The sequence below is a fragment of the Aquipseudomonas guryensis genome (genome assembly GCF_014164785.1).
Lineage (GTDB): Bacteria > Pseudomonadota > Gammaproteobacteria > Pseudomonadales > Pseudomonadaceae > Aquipseudomonas > Aquipseudomonas guryensis.
In genome coordinates this window covers 322,575-347,956 of sequence record NZ_JACJFN010000004.1, presented here as the reverse complement: position 1 = coordinate 347,956, position 25,382 = coordinate 322,575, and the positions used below count along the sequence as shown (strand labels likewise).

The 25,382-nt window shown below is 62.2% G+C and carries 20 protein-coding genes and 3 tRNA genes; 10 read left to right on the top strand and 13 right to left on the bottom strand.

Annotation, left to right across the window (positions count from 1 at the left end):
• Position 1: 1 nt before the first annotated feature.
• Positions 2–1,615: an ABC transporter ATP-binding protein gene (locus tag H3H45_RS16745; protein ID WP_182834831.1), complete on the top strand. Its 1,614-nt coding sequence runs from the start codon at positions 2–4 to the stop codon at positions 1,613–1,615.
• A 20-nt stretch (positions 1,616–1,635) separates the two neighbouring features.
• Complete coding sequence (fabI, locus tag H3H45_RS16740) at positions 1,636–2,430, top strand: enoyl-ACP reductase FabI (protein WP_182834830.1); 795 nt, start codon at positions 1,636–1,638, stop codon at positions 2,428–2,430.
• 88 nt (positions 2,431–2,518) lie between these two features.
• On the opposite strand, the gene H3H45_RS16735 is transcribed toward fabI, so the two are convergent.
• The 9 genes from H3H45_RS16735 to H3H45_RS16695 form a co-directional block, all read right to left on the bottom strand.
• A complete protein-coding gene (locus H3H45_RS16735) occupies positions 2,519–4,396 on the bottom strand; it encodes a SurA N-terminal domain-containing protein (protein ID WP_182834829.1) in 1,878 nt (625 codons plus the stop codon).
• A gap of 184 nt (positions 4,397–4,580) precedes the next feature.
• Positions 4,581–4,853 carry a nucleoid-associated protein HU-beta gene (gene hupB / locus H3H45_RS16730; protein ID WP_003239952.1) on the bottom strand — a complete coding sequence of 91 codons (273 nt, stop codon included), beginning with the start codon at positions 4,851–4,853 and terminating at the stop codon, positions 4,581–4,583.
• 135 nt (positions 4,854–4,988) lie between these two features.
• The gene (gene lon / locus H3H45_RS16725; protein WP_182834828.1) at positions 4,989–7,385 is read right to left on the bottom strand and encodes an endopeptidase La; all 2,397 of its coding nucleotides are present in this window, start codon (positions 7,383–7,385) and stop codon (positions 4,989–4,991) included.
• A gap of 146 nt (positions 7,386–7,531) precedes the next feature.
• Positions 7,532–8,812, bottom strand: a complete 1,281-nt coding sequence (clpX, locus tag H3H45_RS16720; RefSeq protein WP_182834827.1) for an ATP-dependent Clp protease ATP-binding subunit ClpX — start codon at positions 8,810–8,812, stop codon at positions 7,532–7,534.
• A 113-nt stretch (positions 8,813–8,925) separates the two neighbouring features.
• Positions 8,926–9,561, bottom strand: a complete 636-nt coding sequence (clpP, locus tag H3H45_RS16715) for an ATP-dependent Clp endopeptidase proteolytic subunit ClpP (RefSeq protein ID WP_182834826.1) — start codon at positions 9,559–9,561, stop codon at positions 8,926–8,928.
• A 91-nt stretch (positions 9,562–9,652) separates the two neighbouring features.
• Positions 9,653–10,963, bottom strand: a complete 1,311-nt coding sequence (tig, locus tag H3H45_RS16710; RefSeq protein ID WP_173205546.1) for a trigger factor — start codon at positions 10,961–10,963, stop codon at positions 9,653–9,655.
• A gap of 135 nt (positions 10,964–11,098) precedes the next feature.
• Positions 11,099–11,183 (bottom strand) — tRNA-Leu (locus H3H45_RS16705).
• Between the two features lie 57 nt (positions 11,184–11,240).
• Positions 11,241–11,316 (bottom strand) — tRNA-His (locus H3H45_RS16700).
• A gap of 31 nt (positions 11,317–11,347) precedes the next feature.
• A tRNA-Arg gene (locus tag H3H45_RS16695) sits at positions 11,348–11,424 on the bottom strand.
• A 268-nt stretch (positions 11,425–11,692) separates the two neighbouring features.
• Here H3H45_RS16695 and folD point away from each other — a divergent pair.
• Positions 11,693–12,547, top strand: coding sequence for a bifunctional methylenetetrahydrofolate dehydrogenase/methenyltetrahydrofolate cyclohydrolase FolD (folD, locus tag H3H45_RS16690; protein ID WP_182834825.1), 855 nt, complete (start codon positions 11,693–11,695; stop codon positions 12,545–12,547).
• A gap of 84 nt (positions 12,548–12,631) precedes the next feature.
• Here the strand turns inward: folD and H3H45_RS16685 are convergent, their stop codons facing one another.
• Positions 12,632–14,536, bottom strand: a complete 1,905-nt coding sequence (locus H3H45_RS16685) for a putative bifunctional diguanylate cyclase/phosphodiesterase (RefSeq protein ID WP_182834824.1) — start codon at positions 14,534–14,536, stop codon at positions 12,632–12,634.
• On the opposite strand from H3H45_RS16685, the gene H3H45_RS16680 reads away from it, so the two are divergent.
• The gene (locus H3H45_RS16680; RefSeq protein WP_182834823.1) at positions 14,522–14,809 is read left to right on the top strand and encodes a hypothetical protein; all 288 of its coding nucleotides are present in this window, start codon (positions 14,522–14,524) and stop codon (positions 14,807–14,809) included. The genes H3H45_RS16685 and H3H45_RS16680 overlap by 15 nt on opposite strands.
• Here the strand turns inward: H3H45_RS16680 and H3H45_RS16675 are convergent.
• Positions 14,794–15,687, bottom strand: coding sequence for a DMT family transporter (locus H3H45_RS16675; RefSeq protein ID WP_182834822.1), 894 nt, complete (start codon positions 15,685–15,687; stop codon positions 14,794–14,796). The genes H3H45_RS16680 and H3H45_RS16675 overlap by 16 nt on opposite strands.
• A gap of 134 nt (positions 15,688–15,821) precedes the next feature.
• Here H3H45_RS16675 and H3H45_RS16670 point away from each other — a divergent pair, with 134 nt between their 5' ends.
• The 3 genes from H3H45_RS16670 (at position 15,822) to H3H45_RS16660 (ending at position 19,348) form a co-directional block, all read left to right on the top strand.
• A complete protein-coding gene (locus tag H3H45_RS16670; RefSeq protein ID WP_182834821.1) occupies positions 15,822–16,259 on the top strand; it encodes an Lrp/AsnC family transcriptional regulator in 438 nt (145 codons plus the stop codon).
• 10 nt (positions 16,260–16,269) lie between these two features.
• Positions 16,270–17,400 carry a class C beta-lactamase gene (gene ampC / locus H3H45_RS16665; protein WP_182834820.1) on the top strand — a complete coding sequence of 377 codons (1,131 nt, stop codon included), beginning with the start codon at positions 16,270–16,272 and terminating at the stop codon, positions 17,398–17,400.
• A 79-nt stretch (positions 17,401–17,479) separates the two neighbouring features.
• Complete coding sequence (locus tag H3H45_RS16660) at positions 17,480–19,348, top strand: DEAD/DEAH box helicase (protein ID WP_182834819.1); 1,869 nt, start codon at positions 17,480–17,482, stop codon at positions 19,346–19,348.
• A gap of 57 nt (positions 19,349–19,405) precedes the next feature.
• Here H3H45_RS16660 and cysS read toward each other — a convergent pair whose 3' ends face one another.
• Positions 19,406–20,791 (bottom strand): cysteine--tRNA ligase, encoded by a 1,386-nt coding sequence (gene cysS, locus H3H45_RS16655; protein ID WP_182834818.1) that lies wholly within the window; start codon positions 20,789–20,791, stop codon positions 19,406–19,408.
• Between the two features lie 3 nt (positions 20,792–20,794).
• The gene (locus tag H3H45_RS16650) at positions 20,795–22,462 is read right to left on the bottom strand and encodes a glutamine--tRNA ligase/YqeY domain fusion protein (protein ID WP_182834817.1); all 1,668 of its coding nucleotides are present in this window, start codon (positions 22,460–22,462) and stop codon (positions 20,795–20,797) included.
• 224 nt (positions 22,463–22,686) lie between these two features.
• Between H3H45_RS16650 and H3H45_RS16645 the strand changes: the two genes are divergently transcribed.
• The 3 genes from H3H45_RS16645 (at position 22,687) to H3H45_RS16635 (ending at position 25,363) form a co-directional block, all read left to right on the top strand.
• Complete coding sequence (locus tag H3H45_RS16645) at positions 22,687–23,181, top strand: peptidylprolyl isomerase (protein WP_182834816.1); 495 nt, start codon at positions 22,687–22,689, stop codon at positions 23,179–23,181.
• Between the two features lie 4 nt (positions 23,182–23,185).
• Positions 23,186–23,908, top strand: coding sequence for a UDP-2,3-diacylglucosamine diphosphatase (gene lpxH, locus H3H45_RS16640; protein ID WP_182834815.1), 723 nt, complete (start codon positions 23,186–23,188; stop codon positions 23,906–23,908).
• 102 nt (positions 23,909–24,010) lie between these two features.
• Complete coding sequence (locus H3H45_RS16635; protein ID WP_182834814.1) at positions 24,011–25,363, top strand: SPFH domain-containing protein; 1,353 nt, start codon at positions 24,011–24,013, stop codon at positions 25,361–25,363.
• The last annotated feature ends 19 nt before the right edge of the window (positions 25,364–25,382 follow it).

Below are 25,382 nucleotides of genomic sequence, written 5' to 3'. Positions count from 1 at the left end.
GATGAGCGAATCGAACAACCTGATCGAAGTGCGCGACCTTGCTGTCGAGTTCGTCACCGGCGACCTGAGACAGCGTGTGGTCGAAGGCGTCAGCTTCGATATTCGCAAGGGCGAAACCCTGGCCCTGGTCGGCGAAAGCGGTTCGGGAAAATCGGTCACGGCGCACTCGATCCTGCGCCTGCTACCCTATCCGCTGGCCCAACACCCGGCCGGCAGCATCCTGTTCCAGGGGCAGGACCTGCTCAAGCTCTACGAGGCCAAGCTGCGCGGTATCCGTGGCAACCGCATCGCCATGGTGTTCCAAGAACCGATGACCTCGCTCAACCCGCTGCACACCATCGGCAAGCAGATAAACGAAGTGCTAGGCCTGCACAAGGGCCTCACCGGTAAGGCCGCCACCGCACGCACCCTGGAGTTGCTGGAGCTGGTCGGCATCCCCGAGCCGCACAAACGCCTGCGCGCCTATCCCCATGAGTTGTCCGGCGGCCAGCGCCAGCGCGTGGTGATTGCCATGGCGCTGGCCAACGAGCCGGAGTTGCTGATCGCCGACGAACCGACCACCGCGCTGGACGTCACCGTACAGCTGAAAATCCTCGAATTGCTCAAGGAACTGCAAGCACGCCTGGGCATGGCCTTGCTGCTGATCAGCCACGATCTCAACCTGGTACGAAGAATCGCCCATCGCGTATGTGTCATGCAGCGCGGTCGCATCGTCGAACAGGCGTCGTGTGAAGAATTGTTCCATGCACCGCAGCATCCCTATACCCAGGAATTGCTCGGTGCCGAGCCCAGCGGCGAACCGGCGGCGAACCCCGCCGGCCCGCCGCTGTTGGAAGTGGACGACCTACGGGTGTGGTTCCCGATCAAGAAAGGGTTTCTGCGCCGTACGGTCGACCATGTGAAGGCGGTGGACGGCATCAACTTCAGCCTGCCCCAGGGCCAGACTCTGGGCATCGTCGGCGAAAGTGGTTCCGGCAAGTCCACCCTCGGCCTGGCAATCCTGCGCCTGCTCGGCAGCCAGGGTGCCATCCGCTTCCAGGGCCAGGCACTGAACGGGTTGTCGCAGCAGGCCGTGAGGCCATGGCGACGGCAGATGCAGGTGGTCTTTCAGGACCCCTTCGGCAGCCTCAGCCCGCGCATGTCAGTCGGGCAGATCGTTGGCGAAGGCCTGCGCATCCATCGCATGGGTACGCAGGCGGAGCAGGAACAGGCAGTCATCGATGCGCTTGTGGAAGTAGGTCTGGATCCGGAAACCCGGCATCGCTACCCCCATGAGTTTTCCGGCGGGCAACGGCAGCGGATTGCCATTGCCCGGGCACTGGTGCTGAAACCGGCGCTGATTCTGTTGGACGAGCCCACGTCGGCGCTCGACCGCACAGTTCAGCGTCAAGTGGTGGAGCTACTGCGTTCGTTGCAGGCGAAGTACAACCTGACCTACCTGTTCATCAGCCATGATCTGGCGGTGGTCAGGGCCCTGAGCCACCAGCTGATGGTGGTCAAACAGGGCAAGGTGGTTGAACAGGGCCAGGCTGACGCGATCTTCGCCGCACCGCAGCACACTTATACCCGGCAGTTGCTGGAGGCCGCCTTCCTGGCTCCCGCAACTCCTGACTAACCAGAAGAGGAACAACGCACATGGGTTTTCTCACCGGTAAGCGCGTACTGATTGTTGGCGTGGCCAGCAAGCTGTCGATTGCCTCGGGCATCGCCGCGGCCATGCACCGCGAAGGCGCCGAACTCGCCTTCACTTATCAGAACGAAAAGCTGAAAGGCCGCGTCGAGGAATTCGCCGCCGGCTGGGGTTCCAGCGCCGAGCTGTGCTTCCCCTGCGACGTCGCCAGCGATGAAGAGATCGCCAGCGCCTTTGCCGCCCTCAGCCAGAAATGGGACAGCCTGGACTGCATCGTCCACTCGGTCGGTTTCGCCCCGGGCGACCAGCTGGATGGCGACTTCACCGACGTCACCACCCGCGAAGGCTTCCGCATCGCCCACGACATCAGCGCTTACAGCTTCGTCGCCCTGGCCAAGGCCGGTCGCGAGCTGATGAAAGGGCGTAACGGCAGCCTGTTGACCCTGTCCTACCTGGGCGCCGAACGCACCATGCCCAACTACAACGTGATGGGCATGGCCAAGGCCAGCCTGGAAGCCGGCGTACGCTACTTGGCCGGCAGCCTCGGCCCGGAAGGTACTCGCGTCAACGCGATCTCCGCCGGGCCGATCCGTACCCTCGCCGCCTCGGGCATCAAGAGCTTCCGCAAGATGCTCGCCGCCAACGAGAAGCAAACCCCGCTGCGTCGCAACGTCACCATCGAGGAAGTCGGCAACGCCGGCGCCTTCCTCTGCTCCGACCTGGCCTCGGGCATCAGCGGTGAGATCATGTACGTCGACGGCGGCTTCAACACCACCGCCATGGGCAACATCGAAGACTGAGCCCGACTCAATCTTCGCCCACAAAAAAGGCCGCTGATCAGCGGCCTTTTTTGTGGCTGGATGGCCACCCCGCAGGGCGGCACCTCGATCAATAACGCTCGATATCAGCCTGTTCTTTCAGTTCCTCACGGAAGGCATTGAAGTCCTGCTGCCCCAGGCGCGAAGCCAGGAAGCGACGGTACATGCTCTTCTCTTCTTCGCTCAGCTCGGCTTGCGGCTGGCCGACGCCGTTCAGGCGCAGCAGCACATAGTCACCATTGCCCAGGCTGACACCTGCGAAAGTCGGCGTACCATCTTCAGCTGGTTTCGGCATGCGGAACAGCGCCTGCAGCAGCACGGGCTCGATACCCTCCTGACTGCGGGTAGCCGCCTCGACGACCTTCCAGCTCTGCCCGGCCTCAGCCTGCTCGACCGGCGTCTTGCCTTCACGCAGGCTGACCAGCAGTGCCTCGCCCTTGGCCTTGACCGCCTCATTGGCGCGCTGCAAGGTCAGGGTTTCACGAATGCTGTTCTGCACCTGATCGAAGGGCAGCAGTTCGGACTTCTTGTGCTCCTTGACCCGGATGACCACCACGGTGGCCGGATCCAACTCGATGGCACCGCTGTTGGCGCCACCTTCCAGAAGATCCTCGCTGAAAGCAGCCTGGATCACCTGACGGTTGGCCGCCAGACCTTCGCTGCCACCCTCGCGACCAAAGGCCGCCGTGGTTTGCACGGTAAGCCCCTGCTCCTGGGCTGGCTGGGTCAGATCAGACGCCTCATAGGCTGCATCTTCCAGGGCCTTGGCCGCTTCGACGAACAGCTGTTCGACACGCGGTGCCTTGTTGTCAGCAATCAGCTTGTCTTTCAGGCTGTCAAAGCTCGGCACATCAGCGGCCTGCACGCTCAATAGCTTGACCAGGTGCCAACCGAACTGGCTACGTACCGGAGCAGACACCTCTCCCTCTTTAAGGCTGTACAGCGCCTCCTCGAAGGCCGGATCGTAGACGCCCGGGCCGGCATAACCCAGATCACCGCCATTAGCGGCTGAACCCGGATCCTGCGACAGCTCCTTGGCCAGAGCGGCAAAGTCCTCACCCTGCTGCAGGCGCTTCTTCACATCTTCGAGCTTGGCCTTGGCCTGCTCGTCGCTGAGCTGGTCGTTGACCTCCAGCAGGATATGCGCGGCCTGGCGCTGCTCGGCCAAACCGGCGATTTCCTTCTGGTACAGCTCCTGAAGTTCGTCGTCCTTGATCTCGACACGGTCGAAGAAGGCATCTTTCTTCAATTCGACGTAGTCCAGAACCACCTGCTCAGGGCTCATGAACTGATCGGCATGCTCTTCGTAGAACTTCTTGAGCTCTTCATCCTGAAGCTGCACAGCCGCGGTATCCGCCTTCAGGGTCAACGTGGCGAAATCACGCGTCTGCTTGTCCAGACGGACGAAAGCGCTAAGCTCGGCGTCGGTGAGGAAACTGCTGCCGACCAGGCCGGCTTGCAGCTGGCTGACCAGCACATCCTGCTCCAGACGCTCGCGGAACTGCATGGGTGTAAAACCTTCCTGGCGAATGACCTGCAGGAAGCGATCCTGATTGTACTTACCGTCTTGCTGGAACAGCGGCATGCCGACGATCAGTTGATCAAGTGCCTTCTGGGAAAAGGCCATGCCGGAATCTTTGGCGCCCTGCAGCAGCAGGTTGCGCTCGATCAGGGCATTCAGCGCCGATTCGCGCAGCAGCTTATCGTCCAGCATCGAGACGTCAAAGTCCTTACCGAACTGTTGAGCATACTGGCGACGCTGCATATCCACGGCACGATTGAGCGTGTCCTGGGTAATTTTCTCGCCGTTTACATCGGCGGCATTCTTGCTGTTGCTGGTAGAGCTGACGATGGCGTCAAATCCGGTGAAAGCCATCAGTGCGACGATAACGCCGACGATGGTCTTGGCAATCCACCCCTGTGAATTGTCCCTGATGTTCTGCAGCATGCATCCCCCGAAACGGCTGCGCTGAACAAGCAGCCATGCAGCGTGGGTAAAATCCGGATAAAAGAAAGGCGCATCCAAGGATGCGCCTTCTCGGTAACTGGTGGAGTGGCTCTGGCTCGACTGAACCACCACTCCGACCAGGTCGGGACCAGCCCGACCTGGAAGGGCAAGGCCAGAGAGACGCTTAGTTGACGGCGTCTTTCAGGGCTTTACCAGCTTTGAAGCCAGGGATCTTGGCAGCAGCAATGCTGATCGGCTTGCCGGTCTGCGGGTTGCGGCCAGTGCGAGCAGCACGCTCTTTGACAGCGAAAGTACCGAAGCCAACCAGCACCACGGAATCACCAGCCTTCAGGGCGCCAGTGACGGATTCGATCACTGCGTCCAGCGCGCGGCCAGCAACAGCTTTCGGGATATCAGCAGATGCGGCGATGGCATCGATCAGTTCCGACTTGTTCACTCTAAGTCCCCTTATCTCTGTTGAGTTGTTTCTTAATTGTTTGGTGTAAGCAAAGCGGGTGCTGAAGGGCCTGGCTGACACGTAAGAGCCGCTTTATAGCAAGGGCTCGAAAAAAGTGTCAAGGAAGCCCTACGGCTAATGCGTGCTGATTCGCTCCTTGGAATCAGACTCGCGCTTGTCATCCTTTGCAACCATCTCGGGAGCCGCATCAGGCAAGGGCTCCGGGGCGTATTGCAGCGCAATTTGCAGGACCTCGTCAATCCATTTAACCGGCTTAATGGTCAGGTCTTGCTTAATATTTTCGGGAATTTCCTTCAGATCGCGCACATTTTCCTCAGGAATGATCACCGTCTTGATTCCACCACGATGGGCGGCCAGCAATTTCTCCTTCAAGCCGCCAATCGCCAGCACCTGACCACGCAAGGTGATCTCGCCGGTCATGGCCACATCGGCACGTACCGGGATCTGCGTCAGGGCCGACACCAATGCCGTGCACAAACCGATACCGGCACTCGGGCCATCCTTCGGCGTAGCGCCTTCCGGCATGTGGATGTGCACGTCACGCTTCTCGTGGAAGTCCGGCGCAATCCCCAGGCTCTTGGCCCGGCTACGCACCACGGTGAGCGCGGCAGTCATCGACTCGGCCATCACGTCACCCAGCGAGCCAGTCTTGATCAGCTGGCCCTTGCCGGGCACCACAGCGGTCTCGATGGTCAGCAACTCGCCACCCACCTGGGTCCAGGCCAGACCTGTGACCTGACCGATCTGATCCTGCTGCTCGGCCAGACCATAGCGATAACGACGCACGCCGAGGAAATGCTCGAGCAACTCGTCGGTCACCAATACCTTGAAACGTTTTTCCTTGGAATGCTCCTTCACCGCCTTGCGGCACACCTTGGCGATCTGGCGCTCCAGGCTGCGTACGCCCGCCTCGCGGGTGTAGTAACGAATGATGTCGCGAATAGCGGCCTCTTCGAACTCGATCTCGCCTTTCTTCAGGCCATTGGCCTCGATCTGCTTGGGTGCCAGGTACTTGACCGCGATATTGATCTTCTCGTCCTCGGTGTAACCGGGTAGACGAATCACCTCCATGCGATCCAGCAGCGGGCCGGGGATATTCATGGAGTTGGCAGTGCAGATGAACATCACATCCGACAGATCGTAATCGACCTCCAGATAATGGTCATTGAAGTTGTGGTTCTGCTCCGGGTCGAGCACTTCCAGCAGCGCCGAGGCTGGATCGCCACGCATGTCCTGCCCCATCTTGTCGATTTCGTCGAGCAGGAACAGCGGGTTGCGCACGGCAACCTTGGTCATTTTCTGGATCAAGCGACCCGGCATGGAGCCGATGTAGGTGCGCCGGTGACCACGGATCTCGGCTTCGTCGCGCACACCGCCGAGGGCCATGCGTACGAACTTGCGGTTGGTCGCGCGGGCGATGGACTCGGCCAGCGAGGTCTTGCCCACACCAGGCGGGCCGACCAGGCACAGCACCGGCCCCTTGAGCTTCTTCACCCGCTTCTGTACGGCGAGATATTCGAGGATGCGATCCTTGACCTCATCCAGGCCATAGTGATCGGCATCCAGGATGTCTTCGGCCTTGGCCAGATCCAGACGGACCTTGCTCTCGGCCTTCCACGGCACGTTCACCAGCCAGTCGATGTAGGAGCGCACCACCGTGGCCTCGGCCGACATCGGTGACATCTGCTTGAGCTTGTTCAGCTCGGCATTGGCCTTGGTCAGGGCTTCCTTGGTCAGACCGGCGTTGTCGATGCGCTTTTTCAGCTCATCGATTTCATTGTGGCCTTCGTCGATGTCGCCCAGCTCCTTCTGAATGGCCTTCATCTGCTCATTCAGGTAGTACTCGCGCTGACTGCGCTCCATCTGCTTCTTGACCCGCCCACGGATGCGTTTTTCCACCTGCAACAGGTCGATTTCCGCATCCAGCAGCGCCAGCACATGCTCGACACGGGCCGGCAGCTCGGTAATTTCGAGAATTTCCTGCTTCTGCTCGATCTTCAGCACCATGTGCGCGGCCATGGTGTCGACCAGGCGACCCGGCTCATCGATGCTGTTCAGCGAAGACAACACCTCCGCCGGGACCTTCTTGCCCAATTGCACATACTGTTCGAACTGGCTGAGCAGGCTGCGCGAGAAGACTTCCGACTCACGCTCGGCGACTTCCATCTCGTCGATCAACTGCACTTCGGCGCGGCAATGGCCATCCACCTCAATGAAGCGCTCGATGCTGCCGCGCTGCTCGCCTTCGACCAGCACCTTGACCGTACCGTCCGGCAGTTTCAGCAACTGCAGCACTGTGGCCACGGTACCCACGCGATACAGGGCATCTTCGCCCGGATCGTCGTCGGCAGGATTACGTTGCGCCAGCAGGAGAATCTGCTTGTCGCCGGTCATTGCGGCCTCCAGGGCCTCAATGGATTTCTCGCGCCCGACGAACAGCGGGATGACCATGTGTGGGTAGACCACAACATCGCGCAGGGGCAGGAGAGGCAATTCGATGGTTGTCTTCATGATTTCAGCTCTACGGCGGCCATTTGGCCGTAAACGGACGGGAGACCCTTAAACCTAAGATGGGGCCAGCCTCCGGAAAAAACAAGCAAGGACACCGGAAAAACAAAGGGCCCCGCAGGGCCCTTTATTTCATCAAGTATCTGACATCACGCGTCAGGAGCAGCCTTGGCTGGCGGCTCGCTGTTTTCGTAGATGAGCAGCGGCTTGGAATTACCCTCGATCACGCTTTCGTCGATCACCACCTTGCTGACTTCACTCTGCGAGGGGATCTCGTACATGGTGTCGAGCAGCACACCTTCGAGGATGGAACGCAGGCCACGGGCACCTGTCTTGCGCTCCAGCGCACGATGGGCCACGGCCTTCAGGGCATCCGGACGGAACTCCAGATCCACGCCTTCCATTTCGAAGAGTTTGCCGTATTGCTTGGTCAGCGCGTTCTTCGGCTCGGTGAGGATCTGCATCAGCGCCGCCTCGTCGAGCTCGTCAAGGGTCGCGATGACCGGCAGACGACCCACGAACTCGGGAATCAGGCCAAACTTGACCAGATCGTCCGGTTCAACTTCGCGCAGCGCCTCGCCCACCTTCTTGCCCAGCTCCTGGCTACGCACTTCGGCATTGAAGCCGATGCCACCCTTGGTCGAACGACCATGGATGACCTTCTCCAGACCGGAGAACGCACCACCACAGATGAACAGGATATTGCGCGTGTCCACCTGCAGGAATTCCTGCTGCGGATGCTTGCGCCCGCCCTGAGGCGGAACCGAAGCCACGGTACCTTCGATCAGCTTCAACAGTGCCTGCTGCACGCCCTCGCCCGAAACATCGCGGGTGATCGACGGGTTGTCCGACTTGCGCGAAATCTTGTCGATTTCGTCGATGTAGACAATGCCCATCTGGGCCTTCTCGACATCGTAGTCGCACTTCTGCAACAGCTTCTGAATGATGTTCTCGACGTCCTCACCGACATAACCAGCTTCGGTCAGGGTGGTGGCATCGGCGATGGTGAACGGCACATTGAGCAGACGCGCCAGGGTTTCCGCCAGCAGGGTCTTACCCGAGCCAGTCGGACCGATCAGCAGGATGTTACTCTTGCCCAGCTCGACATCATCTTTCTTGTCGCGCTGATTCAAACGCTTGTAGTGGTTGTACACCGCGACGGAGAGCACCTTCTTGGCGCGCTCCTGACCGATGACGTACTGATCTAGGATGCCGCTGATTTCTTTCGGCGCGGGCAACTTGTGCGCACTGCTTTCGGCCTGTGCTTCCTGCACCTCCTCACGGATGATGTCGTTGCACAGGTCGACGCACTCGTCGCAGATAAAGACCGAGGGGCCGGCAATCAATTTGCGCACTTCATGCTGGCTTTTGCCGCAGAAGGAGCAATAAAGCAGCTTGCCGTTGTCCTCGCCATTGCGGGTGTCAGTCATTCGATCAATCCAAATCCGGTAGGCATGGAAAACAAGATGGAGGCAATTGCAGGCATTTTCAAGCCTGCATGACGGCCGGACACGCCAAACCGCCCTATTTTGAGCTGTCTATATTAGGCGGGGCGCTTTTCAATCACTGCGTCGATCAACCCATACTCACGAGCGGCTTCGGCGCTCATGAAATTATCACGATTGGTATCGCGCTCGATTTCTTCCAAAGTGCGTCCACTGTGCTTGGCCATCAGTATGTTGAGACGCTCACGGATGAAGAGAATTTCCTTGGCGTGAATCTCAATGTCCGACGCCTGACCTTGGAAACCGCCCAGCGGCTGGTGAATCATCACGCGCGAGTTCGGCAGGCAGTAACGCTTACCCTCAGCGCCAGCGGTCAGCAGGAAGGCGCCCATGCTGCAAGCCTGACCAATACAGGTGGTCGACACGTTTGGCTTGATGAACTGCATGGTGTCGTAGATCGACATGCCAGCGGTTACCGAACCACCCGGGGAGTTGATGTAGAGGTGGATGTCCTTGTCCGGGTTTTCCGCTTCGAGGAACAGCAGTTGGGCAACTACCAGGTTGGCCATGTAGTCCTCGACCGGGCCGACCAGGAAGATCACCCGCTCCTTCAACAGGCGCGAGTAGATATCGTAGGCACGCTCGCCGCGGGCGGACTGCTCCACCACCATCGGCACCAGGCCACCGGCAGCCTGGATATCAGGCATTTGCTGCATAAATTGATTACGCGACATATCCAGCGATCTCTCCATAAATGTTCATATCCCAAAGACGCATAAGCCAGCTCGAAGGCTGGCTTATGGTGTGCTCTAACGAGGCGAGGGATCAGGCTGCTTGCGGAGCTTCCGCCGGCTTGACCGCTTCTTCGTAGGAGACCGCTTTATCGGTCACTTTGGCCTTCTGCAGGACAGTATCTACAACTTGTTCTTCCAGTACAACCGAACGCACTTCGTTCAGCTGCTGGTCGTTCTTGTAGTACCAAGCCACAACCTGCTGCGGCTCCTGATAGGCCGAAGCCATTTCTTCGATCACTTCGCGCACGCGGGCGTCGTCCGGCTTCAGCTCGAACTGCTTGACCACTTCAGCAACCAGCAGGCCGAGGGAAACACGGCGCTTGGCCTGCTCTTCGAACAGTTCGGCCGGCAGTTGATCAGGCTTGATGTTGCCACCGAACTGCTGAACAGCCTGCACGCGCAGACGATTCACTTCGTTGCCGATCAGCGCCTTCGGCACTTCAACCGGGTTGGCAGCCAGCAGGCCTTCCATTACCTGGTTCTTGACCTTGGACTTGATGGCCTGGCGCAGTTCGCGCTCCATATTCTTGCGCACTTCGGCACGGAAACCTTCCAGACCGCCTTCCTTCACACCGAACAGGGTGAAGAACTCGTCATTCAGCTCCGGCAGTTGCGGTGCAGCCACGGCAGTCACGGTAACAGTGAACTCGGCAGCTTTGCCGGCCAGATCGAGGTTCTGGTAGTCAGCCGGGAACGTCGGGGTGATCACACGCTCTTCGCCAGCCTTGACGCCAACCAGGGCATCTTCGAAGCCTGGGATCATGCGGCCGGAACCCAGCACCAGCTGAGTGCCCTTGGCAGAACCACCGGCGAAGACTTCACCGTCAACCTTGCCAACGAAATCGATGGTCAGCTGATCGCCATTCTCGGCAGCGCGATCGCTGGCCTCGAAACGGGTGTTCTGCTTGCGCAGGATTTCCAGCATGTTGTCGACATCGGCGTCAGCGACTTCAGCCTGCAGACGCTCGATGGCGATGCTGTCGAGGCCGGCAACCTGGATTTCCGGGATGACTTCAAAAATCGCCACGTACTCCAGATCCTTGCCCTTCTCGAAGGACTTCGGCTCTACAGCCGGAGCGCCAGCCGGGTTCAGCTTCTGCTCAACGATGGCTTCGTAGAAGGTAGCCTGGATCAGGTCGCCCAGGGCTTCCTGGCGAGCGGAGTCTTCGTAACGCTGACGAATCACGCTCATCGGCACTTTGCCGGGGCGGAAGCCAGCGACCTTGGCACGACGGGCAGTCTGTTGCAGACGCTTGGTCACTTCGGTCTCGATGCGCTCGGCCGGGACACCGATGGTCATGCGGCGCTCAAGAGCGGAGGTGCTTTCAACAGAAACTTGCATGGGTATTCCTCGTTGCACAGACGTAAGCCGGCCGTTCCGGCCCAGAATCAAGGGCATGCATTCTAGTGGGTCGAATAGCAGAAGTCACCTGCGGAAAAGACGCAGGAACGGCGAGGTATATAAAGGAAGAAAAGATGGTGCGGACGGAGAGACTCGAACTCTCACACCTTGCGGCGCCAGAACCTAAATCTGGTGTGTCTACCAATTTCACCACGTCCGCGTGGTATAGCGCTGAAACAAAAACGCCAGGCCTAGTGGCCTGGCGTTTTCTCGAATATGGGGTGGACGAAGGGAATCGAACCCTCGACACCAGGAGCCACAATCCTGTGCTCTACCAACTGAGCTACGCCCACCATATTGCGATGCTTGTGCCTGACTGCCAGATGGCACGCCCGGCAGGACTCGAACCTGCGACCATCCGCTTAGAAGGCGGATGCTCTATCCAGCTGAGCTACGGGCGCTTGTTCATCTGCTAGCGCAGACTTGAAGCTTCGGCTTCGGCTAGGCCGTAAGGCTTTGCTTTTGCCGTCTTACCCAGCGACTGGCTGTGCTCGACAAGCGGGGCGAATCTTATAGAGGCGCCGTCATAGCGTCAACACTAAAAGTTAAAAAAATTCAGCGAGATAAAGGAGTTACAGGAAATTCGCCGGGTAGCGCCTTTGCCCAACCGCCCCGCCGTGCGAGAATGCACGCCCTTTTTCAATCCTTCCCGATGGTTAACCACGCGCCATGACCGCACAACTGATCGACGGCAAAGCCATAGCCGCCAGCCTGCGCCAGCAAATTGCCCAACGCGTTGTCGAACGCCGCCAGCAAGGCCTGCGCGCCCCAGGCCTGGCCGTGATCCTGGTCGGTAGCGACCCCGCCTCCCAGGTTTATGTCTCGCACAAGCGCAAGGACTGCGAGGAAGTCGGCTTCGTCTCCGTGGCCCACGACCTGCCGGCCAGCACCGGCCAGGGCGAACTGCTGGCCCTGATCGATCACCTGAACGACGACCAGGCCATCGACGGCATCCTCGTGCAACTGCCGCTGCCGGCTCACCTGGATGCCTCGCAGTTGCTCGAGCGGATCAGCCCGGACAAGGATGTGGACGGCTTTCACCCCTTCAACGTCGGCCGCCTGGCCCAGCGCATCCCTCTGCTGCGCCCCTGCACGCCGAAAGGCATCATGACCCTGCTGCAGAGCACTGGTGTCGACCCGCACGGGCTGAATGCAGTAATTGTCGGCGCCTCCAACATCGTCGGTCGGCCGATGGCCCTGGAACTGCTGCTGGCCGGCTGCACCGTGACCGTCACCCACCGTTTCACCAAAGACCTGCCGGGCCACCTGGCCAATGCCGACCTGGTGGTCGTGGCTGCCGGCAAGCCGGGGCTGGTCAAGGGTGAGTGGATCAAGCCTGGCGCCATCGTCATCGACGTGGGCATCAACCGCCAGGCCGATGGCAAACTGGTCGGTGACGTGGAGTTCGACGTCGCCGCCGAACGCGCCGGCTGGATCACCCCGGTGCCAGGCGGCGTAGGCCCGATGACGCGCGCCTGCCTGCTGGAAAACACCCTGTACGCGGCCGAACACCTGCACGTGTAAGGGTATTGCCTGCCTGGGCATGTGGTATCCAAAAAAACGGCACCTTCGGGTGCCGTTTTCTTTTCAGTTGTCGGGCAAGGCAGGCTACGCCGGCAACTGCGTCCTCTGGGCAAACGCCATGAACTCCAGAGCAGGCAGCGGCCTGGCAAACAGGTAGCCCTGCCCCTGATCACACCCCAGTTCGGCCAGCAACCGCCGAATAGCCACATCCTCGATACCCTCGGCCGTGGTCAACAGATTCAGGCTCTTGGCCATCTGGATGATCGCCGTGACGATGGCCTGGTCCTGCGCATTGCCCAGCAACTTGCGCACGAAGGACTGATCGATCTTCAGCTTGTCCACGCGAAACCGCTGCAGGTAGGCCAGGTTGGAATAGCCCGTCCCAAAATCATCGATCGACAACTTCACGCCCAGCGCCTTGAGGCGGTAGAGCATGTCGATGAAAGCCGCCGAATCCTGCAGCAGGATCGACTCGGTCAACTCCAATTCGAGACTGCTGGGACTCAAGCCGAACCGGCTCAGGGCTGAGCCGATCAAAGCCTCCAGATTGCCTCGGCGGAACTGCACCGCGGAGAGATTCACCGACACTACGAAGCGCGGCAGACCGGCGGCTTGCCAAAGCATCATCTGGCGACAGGCCTCGTTCAGCACCCACTCGCCGATCTCGACAATCAGACCGGACTGCTCGGCCACCGAGATAAAGGTATCCGGGGTGATCATGCCCCGCTCCGGGTGCTGCCAGCGGATCAGCGCCTCGGCCGCCAGCAGACGCCCGCTGTGCAGGTCGACGATCGGCTGGTAGTGCAGGACGAACTCGTCGCGCAGCAGCGCCTGGCGCAGGTCCAGCTCCAGACTCAGGCGCTCGCGGGTAACCGCGTTCATCTGCGCGTCGAAGAAGCAGAACCCGTTACGCCCCGCCGCCTTGGCCTGGTACATGGCCATGTCGGCGTGCTTGAGCAGGGTCTCGAAATCGTCGCCGTCCTCGGGAAACAGGGCGATACCGATAGAGATGGAAGTAACGATCTGCATGCCCTTGAGGGTGAAGGGTTGCGCCAGGCGAGCCTGCACCTGGGTGGCCACCGCAGAGACCGCCGCCAGATCGTCCACGTCGGACAAGGCCATGAGGAACTCGTCGCCACCCTGACGGCTGACCGTATCCATTTCACGCACAGCGTCCTGCAGGCGCAAGGCCACCTCCTTGAGTAGCTCGTCGCCGGCGGCATGGCCCAGGGAGTCGTTGATGGTCTTGAAGTTGTCCAGATCGAGAAACAGCAGCGCCACCCGCTTGTCGTAACGTCGCGCCTGGCCGATGGCCTGCTCCATGCGGTCGCTGATCAACAGGCGGTTGGGCAGGTTAGTCAATGCGTCGTGCTGCGCCAGGTGGGTAAAGCTGGCTTCGGAGTCCCTCACCCGCAGTATTTCCTGCTGCAGGCGCAGCAAGGTGCGGCGCAGGTCATTGGCCAGCAACCACACGGCCACCGCACACATAACCAGAATACAGCTGACATTGATCATCCGCCCGATACCAATCGGCCAGGGCTCGAACACCAGCAGACCGCTGAGCGAGGCGTAGGTCATGCCGACCACCGATGCCAGCATGCTCAGCAGCAGGCCGATGAACAGCCGCAACGGCGCCACCATGCCAGCCACGATCAGGATCGCCGGATAAGCCAGCAGCACACCGCTGTAGAGCCCCTGGCTGAACCACAGGGATACCGTGACCAACCCCGCCAGCGAGACCAGCATCAACACGATGGCGGTATCCGTTGCCCCACGCCGGTTCAACTGCTGGCCGACCAGCACCAGGGCCAGCGCCAGCAACACCAGAACGGTATTCAGCCAGCTCTGCGCCAGCACCGTCTGCAGGCCGATCAGCAGCAGCACGACGTACTGTACATTGGCGATCTGGCTCAAGCGCCGCGCCTGCAGGCGCCGGTCCAGCGGATCGCTCTGCTCGTAGTGGGATTGCGAGTCTTGCGCGCGCGTCATCTCTACTTCTCTTCCATGATGCGACTACTGCGAAGTGGTCGTGGCTCGGGCGAAAGGTTGCAAGCTAACGAAAACCCTGGGGCAGCAGCAAGTCTTTGCGCTGCGGCAAAAGGCTGCGGCAGCAAGCCAGACGCCTGGACGAACGCCAAACTGAGCGCCTACTGGCGCGAGATGAACATCCCGGCCAGCCTGGCCGAAGACATGAGCCGCATCGAACCGAGCAAGATGCGCGTGCTTTCGCCCGAGGAACTCGCGCGCTACCGGCTTGACTGAAGCCTGGCCCCGCGCAGGCTCCAACCCTGCTGCATGCCAGCCGCCGCCAGTAGGATGGCCGCCACGCCCAGCCATTGCAGCGGGCTGAGGCGATGACCGAAGGCCAGCCAGTCGACGAAGATCGCGGCTATCGGATAGACGAAGGACAGCGCCCCGGTCAGCGCCGTCGGCAGCTTCTGGATCGCGCTGTACAGCAGCATGTACATCACCCCGGTATGCACGATGCCCAGGGCCGCCAGGCTGGCCCAGGCCTGCGGCTGCTCGGGCAGCTGATAACTGGCCAGCGGCGCCAGCATCAGGATGCCGGTGAGCAGCTGGATCAGTGCGATCAGGTGCGGCGGCGTGCCACTCAGGCGTTTGACGATCAGCGCCGCCACTGCATAGAGCAGCGCCGCGCCCAGGGCCAGGGCGATGCCCAACAGGTAGTTCTCGCCCGAAGTGCCGGTATCGCCATGGGCGCTGACAATGGCCAGCATGCCGAGGAAGGCCACACCCAGCCAGGCCAGCTTGACCAGGGTGATGCGCTCGCCGAGGAACAGCGCGGCCAGCCCTACCAGCATGAACGGCTGGACGTTGTACACCGCCGTGCTGATGGCGATCGACGCCTTGGAGTAGGAAGCGAACAGCAGCAGCCAATTGCCGACTATGGCCACCCCGCTGACCAGCGCCAGCACCAATACGCGACGGCTCAGCAGCTCGGCGCGCAGCAGGCCGAGCGCGCCGCAGACCAGCAGCAACATGGCGCCACCGATCACGCAGCGCCAAAACACCACGTCGATCACGGCCTGGCCGGAGATCAGGACGAACCAGCCGATGGTGCCGGAAATCAGCATCGCCGCAATCATTTCCAGCGAGCCGCGCTTGAGGGTCTTGTCCATGGTCGGAGTCTCCGGTTGGGGTGCGCTTATTATTCGGCTGGCCAGCCTGGTCGCTCCATGGCTAATCTAAGGAAAAAGAGAGACCTTGCCTTTAATACAAAGGCACTTACCTGAAATTACCTTACGAGCCCGCCATGACCGACGAGATCGACCAGCTTCTGCTCAACGCCCTGATGGAAGACTCGCGCCGCTCGCTCAAGGCCCTGGCGCAGATCAGCGGGCTGTCCTCGCCCAGCGTGGCCGAGCGCCTGCGTCGCCTGGAGGAGCGCGGCGTGATCAAGGGCTACCGGGTGGACGTGGACCCGCGCCACTTCGGCTACCAGCTGCAGGCCATCGTCCGGGTGCGCCCACTGCCCGGCAAGCTGCAGGAGGTGGAGCGGCAGATCCAGTCGATTCCCGAGTTCACCGAGTGCGACAAGATCACCGGCGAGGACTGCTTCGTCGCCCGTCTGCATGTGCGCTCCATGGAACAGCTCGACGAGCTGCTGGACCGCATCAACGCCTACGCCGAGACCAACACCGCCATCGTCAAGAAAACCTCGGTGCCGCGCCGGCTGCCGCCGATGAACTGAAGGAAACCCCATGCGATTCAAAACCACCGCACTGGCTCTGCTGCTGGCCGGCCAATCTGCCTTGGCACAGAGCAACCTGCGCACCGTCGTCGATGCCGCCGTGCAGCCCGCCATCGAGCAGTACCGGATTCCCGGCCTGGCCGTGGCCATCGTGCACAAGGGCAAGCACCACTACTTCAACTACGGGGTAGCTGACCGCGAGAGCGTCCTGCCAGTGGACGAACACAGCCTGTTCGAGCTCGGCTCAGTGAGCAAGCTGTTCACCGCCACCCTCGGCGCCTATGCCCAGGCCGAGGGTAAGCTGCGCCTGAACGATCCGGCCAGCCAGCATCTGCCGGCCCTGCGCGGCAGCGCCTTCGACCGCATCAGTCTGCTCGACCTGGCTACCTACACACCCGGCGGCCTGCCGCTGCAGTTCCCGGACGCCGTAGGCAGCGAAAGGCAGATGCTCGACTACTACCGCGTCTGGCAGCCCGCCTACCCCGCCGGCAGCCAGCGCTTGTATTCCAACCCCAGCATTGGACTGTTCGGCCACCTGGCCGCCGCCAGCCTCGGCATGCCATTCGAGCAGGCGCTGGAGCAGCAGCTGTTCCCGCAGCTGGGCATGCGCGAGAGCCATGTGCGGGTCCCGCAGGCGCAGATGGCGCGTTACGCCTGGGGCTATCGCGACGACCAGCCGATCCGCGTGCAACCCGGCCCGCTGGACGCCGAGGCTTACGGGGTGAAGTCCACGGCCGCCGACATGCTGCGCTTCGTCGAGGCCAACCTCGACCCATCGCGGCTGCCGGCACCGCTGCGCCAGGCCATCGCCACCACGCACCAGGGCTACTACCGAGTCGGCGACATGACCCAGGGCCTGGGCTGGGAGCGCTACGCTTACCCCATCACGCTGCAGCGTCTGCAGGCCGGCAACTCCACGCCGATGGCGCTGCAGCCGCATGCCGTCGAACGCTTCGCCACGCCGCAAGCGGCCGAGGGCGACCTGTTGCTGAACAAGACCGGTTCGACCAATGGCTTCGGCGCCTACCTGGTGCTGCTGCCGGCCCGCGACACCGGCCTGGTGATTATGGCCAACCGCAACTACCCGAATGCCGAGCGGGTACGTATTGCCCTGGAGATACTCGCGGCGCTGGAGCCCTGATCCACTGGCCCATTGCCAGGCTCCAGCCTGAGACGGAAAGTCCGTATGATGGACGGCCGCATCTGCTTTCCGAGTTGCCATGCTGTCCGCCGTCAAACGCTACCAGGCGCTGCTCTCCAGCACCCTGGCGCGCTACTTCCCCCACACCACCGAATACCTGCGCGCCGAACGCGAGGCCGCGGCCCGGCTGCGTCAACCGCAACCGCGCGGCAAACGCCCCGCCAGCAGCGGCAAGACCAAGGCCGGCGGGCGCAAGAAGAAGGCCAGCGATGGCCCTGCGCCCACAGCAACAGGCATCTATTCCAGCGCCCGCCTGAAGGTCGACGAGAGCCAGATCGCCGCCATGCGCGCCCGCGTCGCCGAGGCGGTGGCGGCCGGACTGATCGGTGCACCGTCCGACGAGCAGTGGGCGATGATCCTCTGCCGCGCCCCGCTGGCCCGTATCTTCGCCGGCGCCGGCTCGGGCAAGTCCACCACCCTGCTGCTGCGCGTGGTGTTCATGTTCTGCCACCTGCAGATTCCCGCCACCAGCCTCACGGTGATATCCTTCACCAACGCTTCCTGCGCCGAGCTGCGCGGCCAGCTGCTGCGCCTTTTGGCCTTCTGGCAGTTCCCGTTCGACGAAACGCAGACGCGCCAGTGCGTACGTACCTTCCACTCGGCCATGGCGCAGCAGGCCAAGGCGCTGCTGGGCGCGCCGAGCTGGTTCGAGCAACTCGGCAGCAGCGCCAGCGAGGAGCCAGACGCCCCTGCGGGCGGCCGCCTGCCAACCGCGCAGCAGCGTCTGCTGCGCCAGGCCTATGACGAGCTCTACGCCAGCGACGCCGCCTTCCGTCAGCAGGTGCACGAGCTGCTCGGTGTGGCCATGCCCGAGACCGTCGGCAAGCCTCCGCAGGAGGGCTTGCGTCTGGCCGGCGAGTTGCGCGCCGCGCCGCTGTTCGAGGCCTTCTACCAGCAGGGCTGCTTCGCCGAGAGCCTCGGCCTGCGCCCGGACCGGCTCGATGCCGCCGCGCTGGACTGCGCGCCGCGCGAGCGCCTGTTCCTGCTGGCACTCGCCCGCTTCTGGGCAGGTTTCCAGGCGCTGCTGCAGACCCGAGGCGTCACCACCTTCGACACTGCCTTCCGCCAGCTCGGCGAGCGCCTGACCGGCGCGCAGGAGCTGCCGGCGGAGGCCATCGAGCCGCTGCGCCATCTGCTGATCGACGAGTTCCAGGACATCTCGCCACAGATCGTTCACTGGCTGCAGGCCGTGCACCGCGCCCTGGCCGGCCGGGGCAAGGCGGTCAGCCTGATGGCCATCGGCGACGACTGGCAGTCGATCTACGGCTGGCGCGGCAGCTCGCCGGAGCTGTTCCTCGACTTCGACCGCCACTTCCCCTGCCGCGGCAAGGCCAAGAGCCAGATGCTGATGCTGACCGCCAACTTCCGCAGCATCGCGCCGATCCTGCGCGACGCCGAGGCGCTGCTCGAGGGTGTCGCCTGCAAGCAGGCCAAGCGCAGCCAGGCAATCAAGGCCGCGCAGCCGGGCGACCACGGCGTGCGCCGCATCGAGGGCTTCGACCTCAAGCGCCAGTTGCCCGAGCTGCTGCAGGAAATCGCCGCGCAGTGTGCGCATGTCGCCCAGCGCGGCAGCCGCGAGCGCAACCCGGTCCTGCTGCTGGGCCGGCGCAACGACGCGCTGAAGCAGGTGCAGGCCCAGCTGGACCCTAGCCTGCCGGTTCGCGCCTACAGCATCCACCGCGCCAAGGGCCTGCAGGGCGAGGTGGCGATCATCCTCGAGGAGGGCGGCAGCGCTGAGTCGCATCCGCTGCGCAACGCGCTGTATGTCCGCTGCGGCCTGTTCCGCAACAGCTACGACCAGGCCATGCGCGACGAGAACCTGCGCCTGGCCTATGTGGCCGTTACCCGCGGCGTCAGCCGGGTGATCTGGTACCGCGGCAAACGCTAAAGGTGTGGGAATGAAAAAGGCCGCCCGAGGGCGGCCTTGTTCATGATGCAGAAGCGCTTACTCGGCCAGGCGCCAGGTAGTACCGCCCTTGCCGTCTTCCAGCACCACGCCCATGGCAGTGATCTGGTCGCGGATACGGTCGCTTTCCGCCCAGTTCTTCTCGGCACGGGCCTGCAGGCGCGCAGCGATCAGTGCCTCGACTTCGGCGGCGTCGACCTTGCCCGCGGCACCCGCCTGGAGGAAGGCGTCCGGTTCCAGCTGCAGCACGCCCAGCACGCCGGCCAGCTGCTTGAGCTGAGCCGCAAGACCGGCAGCGGCTTGAACATCCGATTCACGCAGGCGGTTGACCTCGCGGACCATCTCGAACAGCACCGAGCAGGCTTCCGGCGAGTTGAAGTCGTCGTCCATCGCAACGCCGAAGCGCTCGACGAAGGCTTCGCCACCGGCAGGCTGCGTTTCCGGTAGGCCCTTGAGACCGTTGTAGAAGCGCTCTAGGGCGCCCTTGGCTTCCTTGAGGCTGTCTTCGGAATAGTTGATCGGACTGCGGTAGTGACTGGACACCAGCAGGTAGCGCACCACCTCCGGGTGGTACTTCTCCAGCACCTCGCGGATGGTGAAGAAGTTGCCCAAGGACTTGGACATCTTCTCACCGTCCACGCGCACCGCGCCGGCATGCATCCAGGCGTTGGCGTAGAGCTTGCCGGTGGCCGCCTCACTCTGCGCAATCTCGTTCTCGTGGTGTGGGAACACCAGGTCCGGGCCGCCGCCGTGAATGTCGAAGGTCTCGCCCAGGCAGCAGGTGGACATCACCGAGCACTCGATGTGCCAGCCCGGCCGACCCTTGCCCCAGGGCGAATCCCAGCTCGGCTCGCCCGGCTTGGCGCCTTTCCACAGCACGAAGTCCAGCGGGTCTTCCTTGATCTCGTCGACCTCGATGCGCGCGCCGATCTTCAGCTCGTCGATCTTGCGACGGGACAACTTGCCGTAGCCCTCGAACTTGGTGACGCGGTAGTACACGTCGCCATTGCCGGGTGCATAGGCGAAGCCCTTGTCGATCAGGGTCTGGATCATCTGGTGCATGCCGGCGATATGGCCGGTGGCGCGCGGCTCAAGATCCGGGCGCAACACGGAGAGACGTGCCTCGTCCTCGTGCATGGCCGCGATCATGCGCTCGACCAGCGCCTCGAACGGCTCGCCATTATCCTGGGCGCGCTTGATGATCTTGTCGTCGATGTCGGTAATGTTGCGCACGTAAGTCACTTCATAGCCGCGCTGGCGCAGCCAGCGGGTGACCACATCGAACGCCACCATCACGCGAGCGTGGCCGATATGGCAGAAGTCGTACACGGTCATGCCGCATACGTACATGCGCACGCTGTTGCCTTCCAGCGGCTGGAAGATGTCCTTGGTCTTGCTCAAGGTGTTGTAGATGGACAACGCCATGGCTCAGGCTCCCCAGGAATCGCGCAGGGTGACGGTGCGGTTAAACACCGGGGCACCAGGTTTGGAGTCCCTGATGTCGGCGACGAAGTAGCCTTCGCGCTCGAACTGGAAGCGCTCTTCCGCCACGGCGTTGGCCAGCGACGGCTCGGCGCGGCAGCCTTGCAGCACCACCAGCGAATCCGGATTGATGTTATCGAGGAAGCTGCCGCCCTCCTCGTCCTTCTCCGGGTTGGCGGAGCGGAACAGGCGGTCGTACAGGCGCACTTCGCATTCCACGCTCTCGGCGGCCGGCACCCAGTGGATCACACCCTTGACCTTGCGGCCCTCAGGGTTCTTGCCCAGGGTGTTCTCGTCGTAGGAGCAGCGCAGCTCGACAATATTGCCGGCAGCGTCCTTGATGGCTTCGTCGGCGCGGATCACATAGCTGCCACGCAGGCGCACTTCGCCACCGGGGATCAGGCGCTTGAAGCCGTCCGGCGGGGTTTCCTCGAAGTCGCTGGCGTCGATGTAGATCTCGCGGCTGAACGGCAGCACGCGCACGCCCATGTCCTGCTTGGGGTGGCGCGGCAGTTCGAGGTTCTCGACCTGGCCTTCTGGATAGTTGGTGATGACCACTTTCAGCGGCTTGAGCACGCACATGGCGCGCGCAGCATTGGCATCGAGGTCGTCACGGATGGCGAATTCCAGCATGCCCACATCGACCACGCCGCCGGCGCGGTTGACGCCGATCATGTCGCAGAAGTTGCGGATCGACGCCGGCGTGTAGCCGCGGCGACGGAAGCCGGACAGGGTCGACATGCGCGGGTCGTCCCAACCGTTCACGTGATTTTCATCGACCAGCTGCTTGAGCTTGCGCTTGCTGGTGATGGTGTAGTTCAGGTTGAGGCGGGCGAATTCGTACTGGCGCGGTTGCGCCGGCACCGGCAGTTGCTCGAGGAACCACTCATACAGCGGGCGGTGGTCTTCGAACTCCAGGGTGCAGATCGAGTGGGTGATGCCTTCGATGGCGTCCGACTGGCCGTGGGTAAAGTCGTAGCTCGGGTAGATGCACCACTTGTCGCCGGTCTGGTGGTGATGGGCGTGGCGGATGCGGTAAAGGATCGGGTCGCGCAGGTTGATGTTCGGCGAGGCCATGTCGATCTTAGCGCGCAGCGAGCGGGCACCATCGGCGAACTCGCCGGCCTTCATGCGGGCAAACAGATCGAGGTTCTCTTCCACCGAGCGCTCGCGGAACGGACTGTTCTTGCCCGGTTCGGTGAGGCTGCCGCGATAGGCACGCATTTCCTCGGCATTCAGGTCGCAGACAAAAGCCTTGCCGGCCTTGATCAGCTCGATGGCCCAGGCATGCAACTGGTCGAAATAGTTGGAGGCGTAGCGTTCCTCGCCGGCCCATTTGAAGCCTAGCCACTCGACGTCGCTCTTGATCGCGTCGATGTATTCCTGGTCTTCCTTGGCCGGGTTGGTGTCGTCGAAGCGCAGGTTACACTCGCCACCGAATTCCTGGGCCAGGCCGAAGTTCAGGCAGATCGACTTGGCGTGGCCGATATGCAGGTAGCCGTTGGGCTCCGGCGGGAAGCGGGTGATGATCTTGGCGTGCTTGCCGCTGTCCAGGTCAGCCTGGACGATGGGCAACAGGAAGTTGGCAGCTTTTTCGACGGTGGGCTTGCTCATGATGTCCTTAGGTGCGAATGCGCGGCTCAGAAGCTGTCTCGCCGCAGGCGAGACGAACTCCCAGGGTAGGCCGGTCAAAACAAAGCCCGTATGATACCCAACCCGTCAACCCCCTGACAGCCGCAAAGCGACCGGGCGTGACCAGAATGGCGCGAAAACAGGCCCCGCCTGCCCCGCTGCCGCGCCACTCCAGCCGCTTTGCCCGTAACTCAAGAGTGAATCCCATGATCAAGCTGCACACCAACCACGGCGTCATCACCCTGGAACTCTTCGAAGACAAGGCCCCGGAAACCGTGGCCAACTTCAAGGAATATGTGAAGAGCGGTCATTACGACGGCACCGTTTTCCACCGCGTGATCAGTAACTTCATGATCCAGGGCGGCGGTTTCGAGCCGGGCATGAAGCAAAAAGCCACCCGCGCTACCATCAAGAACGAAGCCAACAACGGCGTAGCCAACAAGGTCGGCACCGTGGCCATGGCCCGCACCATGGAGCCGCACTCGGCGAGCGCACAGTTCTTCATTAACGTTGCCGACAACAGCTTCCTCAACCACAGCGCACCGACCGTTCAGGGCTGGGGCTACGCCGTGTTCGGCGAAGTGGTCGACGGCATGGACGTGGTCAACAAGATCAAGGGCGTGGCCACCACCATGAAATCCGGTCACCAGGATGTGCCGGTGGAAGACGTGATCATCGAGAAAGCCGAAATCGTCGAGTAAGTCGATGATCCTGCTGATCTCCGATCTGCACCTGGAAGAACAACGCCCGGACCTGAGCCGGGCGTTTGTGCATTTCCTTGAAGGCCGCGCCAGAGCGGCCGAAGCCCTGTACATCCTCGGTGACTTTTTCGAGGTATGGATCGGCGACGACGGCATGACGCCCTTCCAGCACCAGATCGCCCGCGCCCTGCGCCAGCTGAGCGACAGTGGCACGCAAATTTTCCTCATGCATGGCAACCGCGACTTCCTGATCGGCAAAGCCTTTTGCCGCGAAGCCGGCTGTACCCTGCTGCAAGACCCAAGCCTGGTGCATTTCAATGGCGAGCCGGTGCTGCTGATGCACGGCGACAGCCTGTGCACCCAGGACGTCGGCTACATGAAGCTGCGCCGCCTGCTACGCAACCCGCTGTCGCTGTTCATCCTGCGCAACCTGCCGCTCGCCACCCGGCACAAGCTGGCGCGCAAGCTGCGCAACGAAAGCCGCGCGCAGACCCGTATGAAAGCCAGCCAGATCATCGACGTGACCCCGAACGAAGTGCCGCGGATCATGACCGAGTACGACGTGCGTACCCTGATCCACGGCCACACCCATCGCCCGGCAGTGCATGAGCTGCAGGTAGCTGGCCACGCCGCCCGGCGCATCGTCCTTGGTGACTGGGACAAGCAGGGCTGGGCCTTGCAAGTCGACGAAAACGGTTACCAGCAAGCACCCTTCCCGCTCGCCTGAATAATCTGCGCGAGGCACGCCACATACTGGCCAGCCGCCACTTGACGGCCCTGCGCCGGCTCCGCAGCATTCGCGTTCTTTTCCCGCAGTCAAGGACAGATCATGGAAATCTCCAACGGAGCCTCAGCAAAACTCTCCATCGCCAAGTACGTCGGCGTGCCCGTACTGCTCACCGCCATCGGCTTCGTCACCTTCAACGGGGTGTTCTTCTATAACGAGGCCGGTTTCGCCACCCATGTGCGGACCATCTTCGGTGAAGAGAAAGTGGTCGATGACGTCGGCTACGCCACCAAGTGGTTCGGTCGCGCCACCGCCTGGAAAAAGGCCCTCAGCGTGCAATCGGTGCTCACCGAAGCCCTGGCCATCGACGACAGCAGCGACAACGATTCGCTCGGCGCCACCATCGAAGCCTTCCCCATCGTGTTTCTCGGCAACGTCGACGCCAAGGTCGAATCCTCGGCGCGCTTCCGCCTGCCGGCTGGCGAGCAGTTCCTGAAGATCGCCCAGGAATACCGCAACCCGGAAAACTTCATCAAGACCGCCCTGGTGCCGGCCATCAAGGAAACCCTGCAGGCCACCGCCTCGCTGATGAGCGCCGACGACTTCTACGCCGGTGCGCGTAGCGAATTCGCCGCCGAGTTCGAGAACCAGCTCAACGACGGCCTGTACCTGATCAAGCGCAAGGAAGTGCGCGGCCCGCGCGGCCACCAGCCGAGCCAGACCGCGATCCTCCAGGCCGGCACCGAACAGGGCAGCTTCGGCGACAACAATGCCAGCCAGTTCGTCACTGAGAAGGTCATGGACAACAAGGGCATCCCGGTACGCAAACAGCAGCAGTTCCGTAAATACGGGGTGGAAGTGGTCGAGGCGCGCATCACCAACGTCGACCCCAACCCGCAGTACAAGCAGCGCATGGTCAAGGTCCAGCAGGCCCTGGCCGAGCTGGCCGTGGCCCGGCAGAACCGCCTGAAGGAAGAGGAAGAGAAGCTGCTGGTCACCGCCCGCGGTGAGAAGGAAGTGGAAGCCCGCCGCCAGGAAACTCTGCGCGACCAGATCGAGCGTACCACCCAGGCCGAGACCGAGAAGCAGCTGGCACGGATCAACGCCGAACGCGAGAAAGGCCGCGCCGAGATCGAGAAGCAGACCGCCGAACTGCTGCGCGACAAGGCGGCGATCACCGCCGACGCGACCAAGATCACCGCTGACGCCGAAGCCTATGCGCGTAAAGCGGTAATCGAGGCGGACGGCGCACTGCAACCCAAGCTGGATGCACTGATCTCGATCAACAAGGTCTGGGCCGAAGCCGCCGCACAGGCGCCGGTACCCGGTGTGATGATGGGGGGTTCGGGCACGGGTACCAGCGCCAGCCGCCAGGACGAGATCGGCCAGCTGATGGGCATCCTCGCCACCAAGGCCGCCCGCGACCTGTCGCTGGACATGAAGGTCAAGGAATAAGCCTCACTCAGCAATGAAA

Excerpts from the sequence above, each read along its gene's own strand:
- H3H45_RS16745 (WP_182834831.1), top strand. The coding sequence starts at position 2 with ATGAGCGAATCGAACAACCTGATCGAAGTGCGCGACCTTGCTGTCGAG.
- fabI (WP_182834830.1), top strand. The coding sequence starts at position 1,636 with ATGGGTTTTCTCACCGGTAAGCGCGTACTGATTGTTGGCGTGGCCAGC.
- H3H45_RS16735 (WP_182834829.1), bottom strand. The coding sequence starts at position 4,396 with ATGCTGCAGAACATCAGGGACAATTCACAGGGGTGGATTGCCAAGACC.
- lon (WP_182834828.1), bottom strand. The coding sequence starts at position 7,385 with ATGAAGACAACCATCGAATTGCCTCTCCTGCCCCTGCGCGATGTTGTG.
- clpX (WP_182834827.1), bottom strand. The coding sequence starts at position 8,812 with ATGACTGACACCCGCAATGGCGAGGACAACGGCAAGCTGCTTTATTGC.
- clpP (WP_182834826.1), bottom strand. The coding sequence starts at position 9,561 with ATGTCGCGTAATCAATTTATGCAGCAAATGCCTGATATCCAGGCTGCC.
- tig (WP_173205546.1), bottom strand. The coding sequence starts at position 10,963 with ATGCAAGTTTCTGTTGAAAGCACCTCCGCTCTTGAGCGCCGCATGACC.
- folD (WP_182834825.1), top strand. The coding sequence starts at position 11,693 with ATGACCGCACAACTGATCGACGGCAAAGCCATAGCCGCCAGCCTGCGC.
- H3H45_RS16685 (WP_182834824.1), bottom strand. The coding sequence starts at position 14,536 with ATGACGCGCGCGCAAGACTCGCAATCCCACTACGAGCAGAGCGATCCG.
- H3H45_RS16675 (WP_182834822.1), bottom strand. The coding sequence starts at position 15,687 with ATGGACAAGACCCTCAAGCGCGGCTCGCTGGAAATGATTGCGGCGATG.
- H3H45_RS16670 (WP_182834821.1), top strand. The coding sequence starts at position 15,822 with ATGACCGACGAGATCGACCAGCTTCTGCTCAACGCCCTGATGGAAGAC.
- ampC (WP_182834820.1), top strand. The coding sequence starts at position 16,270 with ATGCGATTCAAAACCACCGCACTGGCTCTGCTGCTGGCCGGCCAATCT.
- H3H45_RS16660 (WP_182834819.1), top strand. The coding sequence starts at position 17,480 with ATGCTGTCCGCCGTCAAACGCTACCAGGCGCTGCTCTCCAGCACCCTG.
- cysS (WP_182834818.1), bottom strand. The coding sequence starts at position 20,791 with ATGGCGTTGTCCATCTACAACACCTTGAGCAAGACCAAGGACATCTTC.
- H3H45_RS16650 (WP_182834817.1), bottom strand. The coding sequence starts at position 22,462 with ATGAGCAAGCCCACCGTCGAAAAAGCTGCCAACTTCCTGTTGCCCATC.
- H3H45_RS16645 (WP_182834816.1), top strand. The coding sequence starts at position 22,687 with ATGATCAAGCTGCACACCAACCACGGCGTCATCACCCTGGAACTCTTC.
- lpxH (WP_182834815.1), top strand. The coding sequence starts at position 23,186 with ATGATCCTGCTGATCTCCGATCTGCACCTGGAAGAACAACGCCCGGAC.
- H3H45_RS16635 (WP_182834814.1), top strand. The coding sequence starts at position 24,011 with ATGGAAATCTCCAACGGAGCCTCAGCAAAACTCTCCATCGCCAAGTAC.